The organism is Caulobacter sp., assembly GCF_965279145.1.
GTDB lineage: Bacteria > Pseudomonadota > Alphaproteobacteria > Caulobacterales > Caulobacteraceae > Caulobacter.
Map to the genome: position 1 here is coordinate 2,291,681 of NZ_OZ257139.1, position 15,642 is coordinate 2,307,322.

The 15,642-nt window shown below is 66.7% G+C and carries 21 protein-coding genes and 1 pseudogene; 9 read left to right on the forward strand and 13 right to left on the reverse strand.

Annotation, left to right across the window (positions count from 1 at the left end; all coding sequences use genetic code 11):
- Positions 1-4 precede the first annotated feature (4 nt).
- Positions 5-634 (reverse strand): UbiX family flavin prenyltransferase, encoded by a 630-nt coding sequence (locus tag ACQY9P_RS10755; protein ID WP_421739268.1) that lies wholly within the window; start codon positions 632-634, stop codon positions 5-7.
- A 129-nt stretch (positions 635-763) separates the two neighbouring features.
- Here ACQY9P_RS10755 and ACQY9P_RS10760 point away from each other — a divergent pair, with 129 nt between their 5' ends.
- Positions 764-937, forward strand: coding sequence for a YdcH family protein (locus ACQY9P_RS10760; RefSeq protein WP_421739267.1), 174 nt, complete (start codon positions 764-766; stop codon positions 935-937).
- Positions 938-1,008: 71 nt separating this feature from the next.
- Here ACQY9P_RS10760 and ACQY9P_RS10765 read toward each other — a convergent pair whose 3' ends face one another.
- The 5 genes from ACQY9P_RS10765 to ACQY9P_RS10785 form a co-directional block, all read right to left on the reverse strand.
- Positions 1,009-1,728 carry a DUF1013 domain-containing protein gene (locus ACQY9P_RS10765; protein ID WP_421739266.1) on the reverse strand — a complete coding sequence of 240 codons (720 nt, stop codon included), beginning with the start codon at positions 1,726-1,728 and terminating at the stop codon, positions 1,009-1,011.
- A gap of 132 nt (positions 1,729-1,860) precedes the next feature.
- The gene (locus ACQY9P_RS10770) at positions 1,861-2,265 is read right to left on the reverse strand and encodes a hypothetical protein (protein WP_421739265.1); all 405 of its coding nucleotides are present in this window, start codon (positions 2,263-2,265) and stop codon (positions 1,861-1,863) included.
- Positions 2,266-2,293: 28 nt separating this feature from the next.
- On the reverse strand, positions 2,294-2,740 hold the full coding sequence (locus ACQY9P_RS10775) for a hypothetical protein (RefSeq protein ID WP_421739264.1): 447 nt from the start codon (positions 2,738-2,740) through the stop codon (positions 2,294-2,296).
- Positions 2,741-3,016: 276 nt separating this feature from the next.
- Positions 3,017-3,790 (reverse strand): helix-turn-helix domain-containing protein, encoded by a 774-nt coding sequence (locus ACQY9P_RS10780; protein ID WP_421739263.1) that lies wholly within the window; start codon positions 3,788-3,790, stop codon positions 3,017-3,019.
- 53 nt (positions 3,791-3,843) lie between these two features.
- Complete coding sequence (locus ACQY9P_RS10785; protein WP_421739262.1) at positions 3,844-4,833, reverse strand: NAD(P)H-quinone oxidoreductase; 990 nt, start codon at positions 4,831-4,833, stop codon at positions 3,844-3,846.
- 94 nt (positions 4,834-4,927) lie between these two features.
- Here ACQY9P_RS10785 and ACQY9P_RS10790 point away from each other — a divergent pair, with 94 nt between their 5' ends.
- Positions 4,928-5,134, forward strand: coding sequence for a DUF1192 domain-containing protein (locus tag ACQY9P_RS10790; protein ID WP_421739261.1), 207 nt, complete (start codon positions 4,928-4,930; stop codon positions 5,132-5,134).
- 190 nt (positions 5,135-5,324) lie between these two features.
- Positions 5,325-5,834 (forward strand): DUF1465 family protein, encoded by a 510-nt coding sequence (locus tag ACQY9P_RS10795; protein ID WP_421739260.1) that lies wholly within the window; start codon positions 5,325-5,327, stop codon positions 5,832-5,834.
- Between the two features lie 139 nt (positions 5,835-5,973).
- Here ACQY9P_RS10795 and rpmE read toward each other — a convergent pair whose 3' ends face one another.
- Entirely contained in the window at positions 5,974-6,198 is a 225-nt protein-coding gene (gene rpmE / locus ACQY9P_RS10800; RefSeq protein WP_421739259.1) for a 50S ribosomal protein L31, read from the reverse strand.
- Positions 6,199-6,311: 113 nt separating this feature from the next.
- Between rpmE and ACQY9P_RS10805 the strand changes: the two genes are divergently transcribed.
- On the forward strand, positions 6,312-8,165 hold the full coding sequence (locus tag ACQY9P_RS10805) for an ABC transporter transmembrane domain-containing protein (RefSeq protein ID WP_421739258.1): 1,854 nt from the start codon (positions 6,312-6,314) through the stop codon (positions 8,163-8,165).
- Positions 8,166-8,237: 72 nt separating this feature from the next.
- Entirely contained in the window at positions 8,238-8,798 is a 561-nt protein-coding gene (locus ACQY9P_RS10810; RefSeq protein ID WP_421739257.1) for a hypothetical protein, read from the forward strand.
- Here the strand turns inward: ACQY9P_RS10810 and ACQY9P_RS10815 are convergent.
- The 3 genes from ACQY9P_RS10815 to ACQY9P_RS10825 form a co-directional block, all read right to left on the reverse strand.
- Positions 8,791-10,089, reverse strand: coding sequence for a hypothetical protein (locus ACQY9P_RS10815; protein WP_421739256.1), 1,299 nt, complete (start codon positions 10,087-10,089; stop codon positions 8,791-8,793). The genes ACQY9P_RS10810 and ACQY9P_RS10815 overlap by 8 nt on opposite strands.
- 67 nt (positions 10,090-10,156) lie before the next feature.
- On the reverse strand, positions 10,157-11,227 hold the full coding sequence (locus ACQY9P_RS10820; RefSeq protein ID WP_421739255.1) for a glycerophosphodiester phosphodiesterase: 1,071 nt from the start codon (positions 11,225-11,227) through the stop codon (positions 10,157-10,159).
- Positions 11,228-11,413: 186 nt separating this feature from the next.
- The gene (locus tag ACQY9P_RS10825) at positions 11,414-11,572 is read right to left on the reverse strand and encodes a hypothetical protein (RefSeq protein ID WP_421739254.1); all 159 of its coding nucleotides are present in this window, start codon (positions 11,570-11,572) and stop codon (positions 11,414-11,416) included.
- Between the two features lie 568 nt (positions 11,573-12,140).
- Here ACQY9P_RS10825 and ACQY9P_RS10830 point away from each other — a divergent pair.
- A pseudogene (locus ACQY9P_RS10830) lies at positions 12,141-12,224 on the forward strand (hypothetical protein); the annotation flags it as partial.
- Positions 12,224-12,439, forward strand: a complete 216-nt coding sequence (locus tag ACQY9P_RS10835; RefSeq protein ID WP_421739253.1) for a helix-turn-helix domain-containing protein — start codon at positions 12,224-12,226, stop codon at positions 12,437-12,439. The pseudogene ACQY9P_RS10830 and the gene ACQY9P_RS10835, both read left to right, overlap by 1 nt.
- Positions 12,440-12,552: 113 nt before the next feature.
- Here ACQY9P_RS10835 and ACQY9P_RS10840 read toward each other — a convergent pair whose 3' ends face one another.
- The 3 genes from ACQY9P_RS10840 to thiE all read right to left on the reverse strand — a co-directional run bounded on the left by ACQY9P_RS10840 (position 12,553) and on the right by thiE (position 14,727).
- A complete protein-coding gene (locus ACQY9P_RS10840; protein ID WP_421739252.1) occupies positions 12,553-13,347 on the reverse strand; it encodes an inositol monophosphatase family protein in 795 nt (264 codons plus the stop codon).
- 246 nt (positions 13,348-13,593) lie between these two features.
- Positions 13,594-13,956: a hypothetical protein gene (locus tag ACQY9P_RS10845; protein WP_421739251.1), complete on the reverse strand. Its 363-nt coding sequence runs from the start codon at positions 13,954-13,956 to the stop codon at positions 13,594-13,596.
- A gap of 123 nt (positions 13,957-14,079) precedes the next feature.
- A complete protein-coding gene (gene thiE, locus ACQY9P_RS10850; protein ID WP_421739250.1) occupies positions 14,080-14,727 on the reverse strand; it encodes a thiamine phosphate synthase in 648 nt (215 codons plus the stop codon).
- Between the two features lie 138 nt (positions 14,728-14,865).
- On the opposite strand from thiE, the gene ACQY9P_RS10855 reads away from it, so the two are divergent.
- Positions 14,866-15,051, forward strand: a complete 186-nt coding sequence (locus ACQY9P_RS10855; protein ID WP_421739249.1) for a (2Fe-2S)-binding protein — start codon at positions 14,866-14,868, stop codon at positions 15,049-15,051.
- A gap of 107 nt (positions 15,052-15,158) precedes the next feature.
- Positions 15,159-15,641: a bacterioferritin gene (gene bfr / locus ACQY9P_RS10860; RefSeq protein ID WP_421739248.1), complete on the forward strand. Its 483-nt coding sequence runs from the start codon at positions 15,159-15,161 to the stop codon at positions 15,639-15,641.
- Position 15,642 lies beyond the last annotated feature (1 nt).

Sequence of the window (15,642 nt, forward strand, 5' to 3'; positions counted from 1 at the left end):
GGCGTTAACCCTCGCGCGTTTCGGAGCCCGCGCCGGCGATGGGCGCGATGTCCTCGCCCCAGCGTTTTACAGGCTTCCAGGCCAAGTCGAACAGGTCCAGCACGCGCCCTACCGACTGGTCGACCATTTCGGCGATCGAAGCGGGCTTGGCGTAGAAGGCCGGCAGGGGCGGAGCGATCACCGCCCCCATTTCGGAAAGCTTGGTCAGGGTGCGCAGGTGGCCCAGGTGCAGGGGCGTTTCGCGCACCATCAGGGCCAGGGTCTTGCGCTCCTTCAGTACCACGTCGGCGGCCCGCGTCAGCAGCGAAGACGTTACGCCGCTGGCGATCTCGCTCATGGTCCGCACCGAGCAGGGGGCGATGATCATGCCCAGGGTGCGAAACGAGCCGGAAGCGATCGCGGCGCCCACATCCGAGGCGCGATGCACAACATCTGCCTTGGCGTTGACCTCGCTGACGGAAAGATCGGTCTCCTGCGACAGGGTCAGGGCGGCCGATTTGGACAGCACCAGATGGCTCTCGACGCCCAGCTCGCGGCAGGCGTCCAGGGCCCTCAGTCCGTAGATGACGCCCGAAGCGCCAGAGATTCCGACGATCAGCCTGGGTCGATCCGCGGTCTTCAAAAGGTCCGGCATGGTGAATTTTCGTCCGTCACGGGAGGAAGCTGCGGCAAGTCAAGCGCCGCCGCGTGCAACGATATGTGATCTGACAGCCGGGCGCACCGGGTGTTCACTCATCGGGTCAACAGCAAGGAGCCGACAGCCATGGCCATCGAATCCCGTATCCGCGAACTTGGGTCCCGTCACGAGAACCTCGATCGCTCGATCCAGGAAGAGACCAAGCGTCCCGCCAGCGATGCGACCCGACTTAGGGAGCTCAAGCGGCGAAAGCTCAGGCTGAAGGAAGAGATAGAGGGGCTTAGGTCCCAGCTGCACTGACGAAGCAGAATTAGAAAAGGCCCATTCCGGTTTCTCGGAATGGGCCTTTTTCATTCGATCGCCCGAAAGGCTCAGTCTTCGTCGTCGTCCTCGTCGTCGGCCACATAGGTCGACTTGCCAAAGACGTCCTCGGCCTTGGGCTCGGCGCGCGAGGCGCGGTATTCCTTTTCCTCGTCTTCCTCGGGCGTCTCGACGACACCGGTCTCGGACGCGGGGCGCAGGGTCGGATCTTCCGGAAGGATGCCCTTCTTCAGATCGTCCTTGGCCTTCTTTTCGGCGGCCTTCTTGACCAGGGCGTCCAGCTCCAGCTGGCCCACCAGGCCCAACGTCACCGGATCGACCGGCTTGATGTTGGCGGCGTTCCAGTGCGTGCGCTGGCGCACCTGGTCGATGGTCGACTTGGTGGTGCCCAGGATCTTCGAGATCTGGGCGTCGGTCACCTCGGGGTGGTGGCGCAGGAACCAGGCGATCGCGTCCGGGCGATCCTGACGGCGCGACACGGGCGTGTAGCGCGGGGCCTTCTTCTGCGGCTTCAGCAGCTCGGCGTGACGGCTGACCTGGGCCTTCATGCGATAGGCGTCGTTGGCTTGCGCCTTGTCGAGTTCTTCGCGGGTCAGCTGGCCATTGCCGATCGGGTCGGCTCCGCGGATGTCGCGCGCCACTTCGCCGTCGGCGATGCCGCGCACTTCCAGCGGGTGCAGATTACAGAAATCGGCGATCTGCTCGAAGCTCAACGACGTATTGTCCACGAGCCAGACGGCCGTCGCCTTGGGCATCAGGATGTCGGACATGCGGTCCTCCAGAAATGACGGCGCCCGGCCTTTCGGCCGGGCGGGATGTTGGTGAACGCTATAATCCGGTTCAGTTGAAAAGGGAACGGGGGATGACGCGGGGCCGCACGCTCAAGGTCGCCGCCGCGATCCTCATGGCCGGACGGCCGCCACACTGGTCCTGCGCAGCCGCGCCGCCAGATAGCCGGCGGCCACAAGGTCGAAGGCCAGGCAGAACATCGGCCACCAGGCCGGCGCGCCGGGGTTGGTGATCAGATGGGGGTGAAAGACGTCCAGAACGCCGTGTCCCAGCAGGGCCGCGACCACCAGCCACAGGCTGGACCGGAAGCCCGCGACGGAGACGGCCAGGAAGCCGCCCAGGATCACCGCCTCCACGACCATGACGTCGCGCGCGCCGCCCATGATCGCGAACAGCATGTAGTAACTGGCGATCACCGCCAGAACGACGGGGTAGAACGCTTTGTCGCGATCGAACCCGACGACCGTGGCGAACACGCCCACGGCCAGGGCCAGCAGGGCCCCCACAAGATATTCCATCAGAGTCTCCTTGGCGGTGAGGCGGCGCTCACCCCAGCAATTTGTCCGCCGAACCCGTCAGCAGCACCAGGAAGCCGCCGATCTCCCCGAGGATCAGGGCGTGGATGAACAGGCTGATGACCCCGCCATGGACCCTGCCGGAGCCAAGGCGATGGGGGCGGCGCAGTTGATTGTCCGTGTCGCGCAGGACCCCGTGCACGGCGTAGGTCGCGACGGCCGCGGCGAAGAAGATCACCGGCAGGGCGACAGCGGCCAGGTTGACGCCCGGCGGCCACGCGCTGAGGCGCGCGAACTCGGCCAGCACGAGGCAGGCGAAGGCGTACATCAGCGACGCGCGATGGCAGATATCGACATAGGCGGGGGCCAGACCCTCCGCGTCGGTGATCATCGCGCGGTACTTCCACACGCCCGTGGCCAGGCCGGCGAGGAAGAAGCCGCCGCACGACAGTTGCGCCAGTTGAACGGCGTCCGTCATGCGGCGGTCCCCCGACAGGGCCGGCGTCTCGCGGGCGGAGCCCGGTGAGCGGCTCTCATCCTGTCTATTCAGCGCAGTTCGAGGTGGGCGTGCACACGCAGGCGTCGCCACACTGGCACTGAGGGCCGCAGCCGCAGGTCGGATTGCCGCAAGCGCTGTTCGCGGGCGGGGCGCTGGTGTCGGTTTGGGTCTGGTCGTTCATCGGACTGTCCTTCGAGAGGGTTGAGGAAGCCTGATGTCTAGGGCGCGCGCTGCGGGGCGGCTTGAACGCAGCAGCTAGACCAGCGCCAGATTGGCGGGGGCGATGCCGAACATCCGTCGAAACGTTCGGCTGAAATGGGCGGAGTCGGAAAATCCGGCGCCGTGCGCCGCGGCGGTCAGCGTGACGCCCTCGGCCATAAGCATCACGGCCCGGGTCAGGCGGATCCAAAGCAGATAGGTCTTCAGGGAGAGCCCGGTCTGTTCGACGAACAGATGGCTCAGACGGCTCGCCGACAGCTTCGCGATCCTGGCCGCCGCGTCGAGGGTGACCCGCTGGTCGGCGTCCTGAGCCACCCAGGCGACCACTGCCTCGATGCGCGGATCGAGGGGAGCGTGAAGCTCGTCGCCCGCGAGCGCCTCGATCATCTGTCCGCCGATCACGGCGAGGTCCGCGATCGGGGGCGCGGGCGCGTGGCCCAGGCGTTCCAACTGGGGCGCCAGATCCCTGAACCGTGACGCCGGCAATTCGCGCAGATCGCCGTCGCGGAACGTCGCCTTGACGATGGCGCGACCCGCCCGACTTTCCGGCTCCACGAACAGGATGGCGTAGGCGCCCTGGGCGTCGAACCTGTGCGGCGCGTCGGGCGCGACGGCGGCATAGGGGCCCTGGGCCTCGGCATCGGCCAGCCAAAGTCGAAACTGGCCGCCGAGGCTCACAACGATCTGGACCGCGTGATGGGCGTGGAAGTCAGTCCGCGGCGCCGGGCCGACGCCTGCCGGCGCCGTGTTCAGAAGCCAAAGACTGCCGCCCTGCCATGAGGCGATACGGGCTCGCGCCAGCTGTTCCATGAGGTCAAGCTTTAGAGCCTTCGCGGGGCCGGCGAAACCTCGGGTCCGCGCCCTCAGACGGTCAGCACCACCTTCCCCACATGCTCGCCCGCCTCCAGGTGCGCGTGAGCGCGGGCGGCCTGTTCCAGCGGGAAGGTCGCGTCGACGATCGGCTTGAGCTTGCCGGCCGCGATCCACGGCCAGACCACCCGCTCGATCTCGCCGGCCAGGCGGGCCTTCTCGTCGGCCGAGCGGGGGCGCAGGGTCGAGCCGGTGATCACCGCGCGCTTCTGCATGATCGCCATCACCGGCACATCCAGCACCGGGCCGGCCAGGGCAGCGATATAGACGATGCGGCCGCCCACGTTCAGGGCGTTGAGGTTCTTGTCGAAATAGGTGGCTCCGACCATGTCTAGCACCACGTCGACGCCGCCGGCCGCCTTGGCGATCTCGGCGAAGTCCTCGGTCTTGGTGTCGACGGCGATGTCGGCGCCCAGTTCCAGGGCCTTGGCCTTCTTGTCGGCCCCCCGGCCGGTGGCGATGACCTTGGCCCCGGCCGCCTTGGCCATGGCGATCGCCGTTGTTCCGATTCCGGACGTTGCGCCGTGGATCAGCAGGGTCTCGCCGGCCTTCAGCGCCCCATGCTCGAACACATTCGCGTACACGGTGAAAACCGTCTCGGGCAGGGCGGCGGCGTGGACCATGTCGAAGCCGTCGGGGACGGGCAGGGCGTGGCGGACGTCGACGACGGCGTATTGCGCATAGCCGCCGCCGCCGAGCAGGGCGCAGACCTTGTCGCCGACCTTCCAGCGGCCCGCCGCCGCCCCCTCTCCCAAGGCGGCGACCTCGCCGGCGACTTCCAGGCCCAGGGTCACCGGCGCGCCGGGCGGAGGCGGATAGAAGCCCATGCGCTGCAGCAGGTCGGGTCGGTTGACCCCGGCGGCGGCCACCTTGATCAGGATCTGGCCGGGCCCCGGAACGGGACGCTCAAGCTGGGCGGGAACCAGGGCGTCGGCCGGGCCCTTGCCGTCCTGGACGGCGATCGCGGTCATCATGTCCGACATGGTGTCTGGTTCCTCAAGCTTGCCTTGGACACTAGGTAGGCGTCAGATGAAGGATCGAAAAGGTCGTTCATCAAGTCCAACGGAGACCCCGCCGATGTTCGAAGAGCCCGTCGAGCCGCGCGCGTTCAATCGCGGCGCGCTGAACGAGACCACTCACGAGGATCTCGAGGTCTATGGGGTGTCCGAGCTGGAAGAGCGGATCGAGGCCCTGCAGGCCGAGATCGCCCGCACCCGGGCCTTTCTCGACAAGAAGCGGGCGGGGCGCGATGCGGCCAATGCGCTGTTTGGTCGCCTCGACTAGGAATTCATTTACCCTAATCACTGTTTAAGGGCGGCGTGCCGCCTTTGTTCCAGCCCGTCTTTTTCGCCGGGCGCGTCGGGTTTCGAAGGGGGCGGGTCGCGAAACGGGACGGCATCGGTTGGCACGAGGGTTGCAGCCTCGACGCTGGGCGAGACGTTCTCGCGGCCTTTCGAAGGGGCATTGAGTACCTATGACCGATTTGAACGCATCCGCGGCGGCGCCTTGGCGCGCGGGGGTCATCCAGGACTTCGCGAAATCGGAGCTGTTCGACCGGACGTTCGAGGAAGGCATGATGCTGGTCGAAGAGACCGCCGGCTATCTCGACGGGGCCGGTCGTCATGACAGCAAGATCCTGTCGCGCAATGCCGCCCTGGCCTACGCCACCGAAAGCATGCGCCTGACCACCCGTCTGATGCAGGTGGCCTCGTGGTTGCTGGTGCAGCGCGCCGTCAAGGAAGGCGAGATGGCCGCCGAGGCCGCCTGCGCCGAAAGCTACCGCCTGGCCGAGGAAACCGCCGTCGTCGGCGCCGCGGTCGAGGAACTGCCCTACGGTCTGGTCAATCTGCTGCAACGCTCCGAGCGCCTGTACGAGCGCGTCCGCCACCTGGACAAGCGCATGTATGTCGAGATCGCGCTCGAGGAGGCGCCCCGCCCTGTTCAGGCTCACTTCGACCGTCTTACGGCGGCGTTTGGGGGGTAAGCCCCGCGGCCAGCGTCAACAAAAAGCCCGCCATCTCAAGCGAGATGGCGGGCTTTTTTGCACCAGAAGCAACCACGAACAGAAAAAGCCGGCCCGCGAACGCGGAGCCGGCTTTTCGTCGCCCTTGCGGCGAGAGTGCCTACTTCTTGGTGAAGCCAGCGAACTTGGCGTTGAAGCGCGAGACGCGGCCGCCGCGGTCCAGCATGTGGGCGTTGCCGCCGGTCCATGCGGGGTGAACGCGCGGGTCGATGTCGAGCGCCAGCACCGCGCCTTCTTTCCCGTAGGTCGAACGGGTCGGATAGCTCGTACCATCGGTCATGGTGACGGTGATGAAGTGATAGTCGGGGTGAATGTCTTGTTTCATCGGGCGATCCAACCGACTTGAGGCGGCGTGAAAGTTTGTGAGCGGACTCCCTTACGGGTGGCCCTCGAAGAGGCGCGGCTATAAAGAACCAGCGCGAATTTGGCAAGGGACAGTTGATGACCGACGTAAACGGCGGGGACAATTCAGTCGACGGGCGCCCCGGCGCCGGCGCTGAATTGGTCCAGGGCATGGCCGAAGCGGCCAACCGCAGGCCCCGCCGCAAGGACATCCGTCCCCTGGCTCATCTGCTGCCGTTCGTGCGCGCCCATGTGGCCGACGCCCTGGCCGCCGGCTTCTTCCTGCTGTTCTCGGTCGGCGCCACCCTGGGCCTGACCGCGGCCGTGCGCGGCGTTGTGGACAAGGGATTCGACAAGGGGCACGAGGCGGCGATCAACAGCGCCTTCATCGGCCTTGGGGCCGTGGCCCTGGTGTTGGCCATCGCCACCGCGCTGCGCTTTTTCTTCGTCACCCGGCTGGGCGAGCGGGTCGTGGCCGACCTGCGCCAGAAGCTTTACGGCCACACCCTGACGCTGGATCCGTCCTATTTCCTGAAAACCCGCACCGGCGAGGTTTTGTCGCGGCTGACCACCGACGTGACCATCATCGAGCAACTGGTCGGCTCGTCGGCCTCGATCGCCCTGCGCAACATTCTGAGCCTGCTGGGCGGCCTGGGCTACATGACGGTGGTCAGTCCGCGCCTGGCCGGCTTCATCGTGCTGATGGTGCCCATCGTCCTGGCTCCGATGTTCATCATCGGCCGTCGGGTGCGCAAGCTGTCGGTCACCGCCCAGGACCGCTTCGCCGACGCCGTCGGCTATGCCGGCGAGAGCCTCGACGCCCTGGACACCGTCCAGGCCTTCGGACGCGAGAAGGCCTCGGCGGCCCGCTTCGACCTGTCGGTCGAGACGGCCTACAAGGCTTCGGTCAAGCGCATCACCGCCCGCGCGGCGATGACGGCGGTGGTCATCGTGCTGGCCTTCGGCGGCATCACCCTGCTGCTGTGGAACGGCGCGCACCTGGTGTTGTCGGGCCAGATGACCGCCGGCACCCTGGTGCAGTTCGCCTTCCTGGCCATCATGGCCGCCGGCTCGATCGGCGCGCTGGGCGAGGTCTGGGGCGACGTCCAGAAGGCCGCCGGGGCCATGGAGCGCATCTCCGAACTGCTGGGCGCCCGGCCCGGCATCGCGGCGCCCGAGAAGCCTTCCGCGCTGCCCAAGCCCGCTACCGGCGCCATCGCCTTCGACAATGTGACCTTCGCCTATCCGGGCCGTCCCGACCTGCCGGCGCTGAACGGCTTTGATTTGACCGTCAGGCCCGGTGAGACCGTCGCCCTGGTCGGACCCTCGGGCGCGGGCAAGAGCACTGTCCTGCGCCTGCTCCTGCGCTTCTACGACCCACAGGAGGGCGTCATCCGCCTCGACGGCGTGGATCTGCGCGACGCCGACCCCGTGGAGGTGCGCGAGCGCATGGCCCTGGTGGCCCAGGATTCGCCGCTGTTCTCGGGTTCCGCCCTCGACAACATCCGCTTTGGCCGCGAGAGCGCCACCGAGCAGGAGATCCGCGACGCCGCCGAGGCGGCCCAGGCCACCGGCTTCCTCGAGGCCCTGCCGCAGGGCTTCGACACCCCGGTTGGCGAGCGCGCCAAGACGCTGTCGGGAGGCCAGCGCCAGCGTTTGGCCATCGCCCGCGCCCTGGTCCGCCAGGCGCCGATCCTGCTGCTCGACGAAGCCACCAGCGCCCTGGACGCCGAGAACGAGCGCCTGGTCCAGCAGGCCCTGCACGCGGCCATGAGCGATCGCACTACCCTGGTCATCGCCCATCGCCTGGCCACCGTGCTGAAGGCCGACCGCATCGTGGTCATGGAAGACGGCCGGGTTGTCGAGCAGGGCACCCACACCGAACTCTCGGCGCGGGGCGGGCTCTATTCGCGCCTGGCCAAGCTGCAGTTCGGGGTGGAGGCGGCTTAGACGATCCAGTCCTCGCCCCTGTCCGGCGGGCTGAAACGAATGGTTTAGGCTCCTATCCTAGGGTTGAGCGCGATGGCGAAAGGCCATTCGCCGCCCGAGGATCCCATGGCCGACGCCCTGCCGGTATTGAACCCCTTCCGACCCATCCTGAGCCAGGAAGAGGCGGAGACCGCGGCCCAGACCGGGGCAGTGGGTTCGTTCCTAGTGGCGGCCTACAGCCTGCTGCACGTCTTCATCGTGATGACCGACGTCGACGGCTTCGTGGCCCGCGCGCGGGCGGCGGTCGACACCCGCCAGATGGATCCTCACACCGCGCAACTGGCCCTGTCGATGATCGGTCCCGGCACGGTGAAGGCTGTCGCGACCTCTGGCGTGATCTATGCGGTGGTGTTCATCGCCCTGGGTCTGTTCCAGTGGGTCAGGAACGGCCGGTTGCTGTCGCTGATCCTGATGGCGCTGGCTGCCTGGAGCCTGTTTGGCAATGTCCGTGCGCTGGGTGAGGCCAGCCCCGCGGCGACGGGGTTGCCCCTGTGGTTCTCGGTGGTCGGGGCCGGCTTCACCGCCATCGCCCTTTGCCTGTACGTCGCCGGCTATCGCGGCGGCGCCTGGCTGGCGAAGAACGAGGCTACTTAATCAGATCCGCCGGCGTCGTCGGCTCGCTGATCACCGCTTCCATCGCCTTCCAGCGGGCGTCCTCGCCCTTGCCGGCGCGGTCCACATGCGCCCGCACCATGTCCTGGCCGAGGTTGTAGTTGATGATGTAGCTCCGGTAGGTGTCGATGAAGCTGAGGCGCTTCTCGGCGCGCGCGACGGAGCTGAGACCGTATTTCGCCAGCGCCGCGACCGCTTGCGGCTTGGTCATCCGGCCCGACAGATAGGCGTCGGCGATGGTGTTTTCGGAACTGGCGAGAGCGGCCTTGGCGGTCATCAGGGCGTCGTAGGCGTCGGCCGTGGCCGGATCCAGGCCCGCGAGCGGATAGAGGTGCTCGCGCTCGAACTTGACCTTCTCGGCGCCCGGGAAGGCCAGGCTGATGCCGAAATTGGCCGAGCCCTCGGCGATCAGCGACTGGGGCGAGAACAGCGGATAGATGCTGTATTCCACCCAGCCCTTGCCCTTGGTCAGCTTGTCTTCCAGCTGGGCGTTCAGCACGTGGTGGCCCGGATAGCCTTCATGGCAGCCCAGATCGAGGGCGCGGCTGATATAGATCGGCAGGTCGGTGTTGATCTCGATCAGGCTGTGGGCGCCGCCCTTGTACCAGTTGTAGCCGCTCCACGGCTTGTGGGTGACGAAGGCCAGGTCGAAGCGCTCGTCCTTCGGCAGGGCGATGTGGGCCTCCGTCTTCGCCTTGCAGGCCGCTATGCCGGCCTTCATCACCGCGTCCAGCCTGTCGGTGGGGATCACGTAGCGGCTCTGGAAGGCGTCGACGCGGGCGGCCAGGTCGCCCTTGCCGGGGACCAGACGGTCGATGCGGGCCAGGATCGGGTCATAGGTCTTCAGCGGCTTGAGCGGGGGGCGCACGCCAAACAGGCCCTGGGCCTCGTCCTGGAAGCTGAACGTGTCGCCGGCCAGCATGGCCAGACGGGTCTGGGCGGCGCGCACCTGGCCCTTCAGGAAGGCCTTGCGGCGGCGCTCGTCGGGGGTCAGGCCCTTGTCGGGATTGGCGGCCAGCAGCCGGGCCAGCCGGTCAGCCTCCTTGCGCAGCACCGACACCGGGCGCGGGGCCAGCTTGGCGGTTTCAGCCCACTCCTGGGGGCCGTAATAGGCGTCCACATAGCCCGGCTCGCGCTCGCCGGCCTCCAGCGTCAGGCGCACGAAGTCGCGGGCGATCATGTCCAGCTGCTGGCTGGACGGCGAAGCGGCGAGGGCGGGCGCGGCGGCGCCCAGCAGCAGAGCGACGGCCAGGCCGGCCAGACGGGTGATCATGGAGCGCCTCGGATCGATTTGAGGCGCGCACTCTTCACATCGAAACGCTCAGCCGCAAGAGGCCAAGTCAGCCGCGGGCGGCAACCGCCAGGCCGGGGAAGTCGCTGAACACGCCGTCGACGCCGGCGGCGTACAGCGCCTTGAGCATCGGCGTCACGTCGCCGTGCTGGGCCAGATAGTCGGCGGCGGTCGCGTCGCCCCGGCGCAGGGACGTCGGCAGGAAATAGTTCTCGGCCCGCACCGTCCACGGGTGCACCTGCAGGCCGGCCGCGTGGGCGTCCCTGACCAGAGACGTGGCCGGGAGAAGCTTGTCGGCGTCCTGCGGGATCACCATGGTCTTTTCCGGGCCCAGGCCATCGGCATAGGCGGCCACGGCCTTGAGCCCCTCGGCGGTGACGAGGTCGGCATATTTCACGCCCGGCAGGTCGGGGGGGCCGCCCTCGCTGGAGACCAGCAGCACCAGCCGGGCGCGGGTCTTCAGGCGCAGGGTCTTCAGCGGCGTGACCTCGAAGCACTGCACGAAGACCGGCGCGGTGGCGCTGTCGAGATCGTTGCGCTTCAGCGCGGCCAGCATCCGCTCTTCGACCGGCAGGCCGATCGAGGCGAAATAGCTTGGGTGCTTCATCTCGGGATAGACGCCGATCGTGCGGCCGGTCCGCTGGGTCCCGGCGCGGGCGATGGCGACCACCTCGTCGAAGGTCAGCACCTGAACCTGGCCGTCGAACGCGGCGCTGATGGGCCGAAGCTGCGGCAGCCGCTCGCGGGCCCGCAGGGTCTTGATCTCGGCGAGGGTGAAGTCCTCGGTGAACCAGCCTGTCAGGCTCTGGCCGTCGATGACCTTGGTGGTCTTGCGGGCGGCGAACTCGGGATGGCTGGCGACATTGGTCGTGCCGCCGATCTCGTTCTCATGGCGCACCACCAGATGGCCGTCCTTGGTGACGACCAGGTCGGGCTCGATGAAGTCGCAGCCCTGCTCGATGGCCCGCTCATAGGCCAGGGCCGTGTGCTCGGGCCGCTCGCCGCTGCAGCCGCGATGGGCGATGACGATGGGTTTCTTGCCCTGGGCGCGGGCGAGCCCGGGCAGGAAGGTGCCAGCAAGAGCGGCGGTGGTCATGGCGCGACGGGTCAGCAGGGTCATGGGCGGGGATTTAGCGCCCGGATGTGACGGTTTGGCGAGAACTCGTTATCTCGATCATCAAGGCCGTCATCCCGCGCTTTATGCGCGGGACCCATTTTTCCGCCGCAAGCGCGGAGCCGAACCCAGTTCGCACGTGGAAGCTGAACCATGGGTCCCGCGCATAAAGCGCGGGATGACGGCTATTTGTCACGCCAGCAGCAGCTTTTCCAGGATCAGAGGGTGCAGGTCCTGGTTGGCGGCGAGGATCGAGGCGCCTTCGGCCGGGTTGAAATCTACGGCAGTTTGACAATAAGAAAATATTGTTTCACGATAATTTTCGACATTGATGGAGGCTGTAATGACCACATTGAATTTCGGACGTTCGATCCTTCGCTCGCGCGGCCTTCAGGGGCTGGGCGGGGCCATGGCCGTGTTCAGCGCCCTTGCCGTTCTGGTTCTGACCTTCGTTGCGGTGGTGGTGCTTGTTTCCACCCTGCGCGACGGCGCCGGCGATGCGGCCTGGCCCAGCCTGTTCAGTGGCTTCAGCAAGAGAACCTGCCCTGATTTCCCGGGCGGATTCTGTCCAGGCTGGATGCGGTCCCTGTCCTATGACGCCAGGCCAACGACGTTGGGATCGTTCGCAGCCTTGGCTCCGATCTGGGCGCTGATCTACGGCCTCTCTTTCGCCTGTCTCTGCTTTTTCGAGATCGCCAAGGGACGCTTTCTCGCCAAGAGAACTGTTGGCTTCCTGAAGCATTTCGCGGTGGGTGGCGTTCTGTTCGTCGTGGCCACGCCGTTCTCCGGGGTGATCGGGCGGTCTGTGGCGAGCTTCACGCATTGGATGCTGCATGGTTCGGCGACCGCGACGTCCTACACGGCGTTCAGCGGCTTCGACGTCCGGTTTTCCGGCGGCTTCAATAGCGTCCTGGTCGGAATCTTCGCGGTGACGCTGACGATCATCGCAGGGATCATGGTCAAGGCCTCGACCATCGCTGACGATCACGCCCAGATCATCTGATGCCGATCCTGGTCAAGCTGAGCGTGATGATGGCCGAGCGTGGCGCGAAGTCTAAGGACCTCGCGGCCTACATCGGCATCACCGAGGCCAATCTCTCCCTGCTCAAGCAGGGCAAGGTAAAGGGCGTGCGGTTCGAGACGCTGGAGAAGATCTGCGAATATCTGGACTGTGAGCCGGGGGATATCCTGCGGATCGAGCGTCGGGCGGACGTCTAGGACCTCGGGACCAAATTCAAAGAAGGTCCCTACTCTTGTCATCCCGGAAGCCTCGCAGAGGCTGTCCGGGATGACAAATATTTTGAGCCGTTGCGACTCTTGAGGGGCGGCCCTTAAGCCAGCAGCAGCTTTTCCAGGATCAGAGGGTGCAGGTCCTGGTTGGCGGCCAGGATCGAGGCGCCTTCGACCGGGTTGCCGTGGTCCTCGATGGTCGAGACCTTGCCGCCGGCCTCGGTGACCATCAGCACCCCGGCCGAGACGTCCCAGGCGCCCAGGTTGCGCTCCCAGTAGCCGTCGAAGCGGCCGGCCGCGACCCAGGCCAGGTCCAGCGAGGCGGCGCCGAAGCGGCGGACGCCGGCGACCTTCTGGCTGATCTGGTGCAGTTCCTTCAGGAACTGGCCGTGGCCGGGCTTGCCCATGAACGGAATGCCGGTGGCCAGTACGCTCTCATCGAGCGTGCGGCGGGCGGCGACGCGCAGACGCTTCTCGGCGCCCAGGAAGGCGCCCTTGCCCTTTTCGACCCAGAACAGGTCGTTGGTGATGGGGTTGTAGGTGACGCCGGCCACCACTTCGCCCTCGCGCTGGAGGGCGATATTGACCGCGAAGTGCGGGATGGCGTGCATGAAGTTGGTGGTGCCGTCCAGCGGGTCGACAATCCAGGTGTGGGTCTTGTCGGTGCCCTCGATCAGGCCGCGCTCTTCACCCAGGAAGCCGTAGCCGGGGCGGGCCTTTTCCAGGATCTCGAAGATCGTCTGCTCGGCCTTGAGGTCGGCGTTGGTGACGAAATCGGCAGCGCCCTTTTTGGAAACCTGCAGTTCGGTGACTTCGCCGAAGTCGCGAGCCAAGCCACGCGCCGCTTTACGAGCAGCGTCGATCATCACGTTCAGGAGGGCGGAAGGCGTGGCCAAAGCGGGTTTTCCTCATAGGTCTCCCTGCGCAGCGTCTGGAGTAGACGGCGGGAGATATGCGAGCGGCGGTCAGAAAGATCGGGCGCGGAACCTAGTCTTGGAGGGCCCTGAAAGCAAGATCAGGCGGCGCGACAAGATGTTCCCCCCCTCCGGGGGCGCTATCGCCGAGCGAAAGGGAGGGGCAGGCGGCCTGTGCGCCGCCGCCCCCTCCGTCCCTCCGGGCCACCTACCCGGAGGGGAGGATCGTCAGGGCAGATCGACCTTGGGCAGGCTGTCCTTGGTCTCGCAGGCCAGCTTGCCGGCGCCGCCGACGGCGCCGCTGATATCCTCAATCTTTTCTTCGCTGCGCCAGCCCTTGCCGATGGTCTTGTCGCCCGTGAAGTCCATGCCCAGGTCGATCCACTTGTTGGCCGGGCAGTCCAGCGCGAACAGCATGATCGGACCCTTGCTGGCGGGCCACGTCTTGTAGGGCCCGCTGGGCTTGCCGTCGGCGATGCGAACCAGAACCATGCCGGACTTGCTGTCCACCCGCATGAAGTCTTCGTCGTAATAGGTCTTGGTCTCGCCGGGCGAAGGCTTCCAGTTCTCGGCCTGGGCCAAGGTCGCCACGGACGCGGCCGCTACGCTAAGCAAACACAGTACGAGCCGACTATTCATCGCGTCTCTCCCCCGTAACTTATCGTTACGGAGAGGCTATGCCTGTCGGATCGGTGTCGCAATACCGGCGTTATCTTAAGGGCGGGCGGCCAGGCCCTGGGCGATCGCGGCGTTGAGCGCGGCGACCGCGGCGGCCGGACCTTGCGGATAGGCCCACACCCCGGCCGAGACGGCCAGGAAATCGGCGCCCGCCGTGGCCAGGCCGGCGGCGTTGTCGGCGGTGATGCCGCCGATGGCGACCGAGGGGGTCTCCATGACCTCCTGCCAGATGGACAGGATCTCGGGATCGGCGGTGGTCGGGGCGTCTTTCGTCGTGGTCGGGAAGAAGGCCCCGAAGGCCACATAGTCGGCCCCGGCCTCGGCGGCCTCCATGGCCAGGTGGCGGCTGTCATGACAGGTGACCCCGACCATCCGGTCCTTGCCCATCAGCTTGCGCGCGGCCGAGTAGGGGGTGTCGCCCTGGCCCACATGCACGCCGTCGCAGTCGAGGCTGGCGGCGAGGTCCGGGCGGTCATTGAGGATCACGGCCACGTCGCGGGCCCGGGCGATCGGCGCGAGCGCCGCCACGGCCTCGGCGATGGCGGCGTCCGAGACATCCTTCAGGCGGATCTGCAGCGCGGCGACGTCGCCGCCCTCCAGGGCCTTGGTCAGCTCTAGGCCAAAGGCGGTCAGGTCGGTCAGGGCCGGCGGGGTGATCAGATAGAGGCGGCAATCGAGAGTCATGATGGGGGAATTACGCCAATTCGCGCCCGCGCCCAAGCCGCGACCTCAGGCCGTCGCCAACCATAGTGAGAGTCAGTTGCAAAAGGCCTCGGCCTTCGCTACATGAGAATGACACTCATTCGATAGGGCGTTGCTTCCGTGTACGTCTGCAACTGTAACGGCATCCGCGAGCGCCAAGTCCGCGCCGCCATCGAGGCGGGCGCCAGCCGTCCGGCCGAGATCTTTCGCCACCAGGGCTGCCAGGCCCAGTGCGCCAAGTGTGTGTGCGAGATGCGCCAGATGATCGACGAGAGCCGCCTGGCCCTGGCCTACGCGGCGGAATAGGGACCGACGCGTTTTCGTGAAGGCGGGAGACGCTCGCGGACATTGCGGTTGAAGCCCGTCGCCGCTTGCCGCACGGTCACGCCGACTCAAATCAAGGGAGGCGCGCCATGAAGGGCGATCCTGGCATCATCCGCCTGCTGAACGCGGTGCTCACCAACGAGCTGACCGCCGTGAACCAGTATTTCCTGCACGCGCGGATGTACGACAACTGGGGCTTCAAGCGCCTGGGCAAGATCACCTATGACGAGTCGATCGGCGAGATGAAGCACGCCGACAAGCTGATCAACCGGATCCTGTTCCTGGAAGGCCTGCCCAACCTGCAGGACCTGCACAAGCTGAAGATCGGCGAGACCGTGCCCGAGTGCCTGGGCAGCGACCTGGCCGTCGAGGTCGGCGGCCGCGAGACCTTGATCCCCGGCATCATCCAGTGTGAGCAGGCCCGCGACTTCGTCAGCCGCGAGCTGCTGCGCGAGATCCTCAGCGACACCGAGGAGCACATCGACTTCCTCGAAATGCAGATCGGTCTGGTCAAGTCGCTGGGCGAACAGAACTACCTGCAGAGCGCCATGGGCGAGCTGCCGGCCGGCTGAA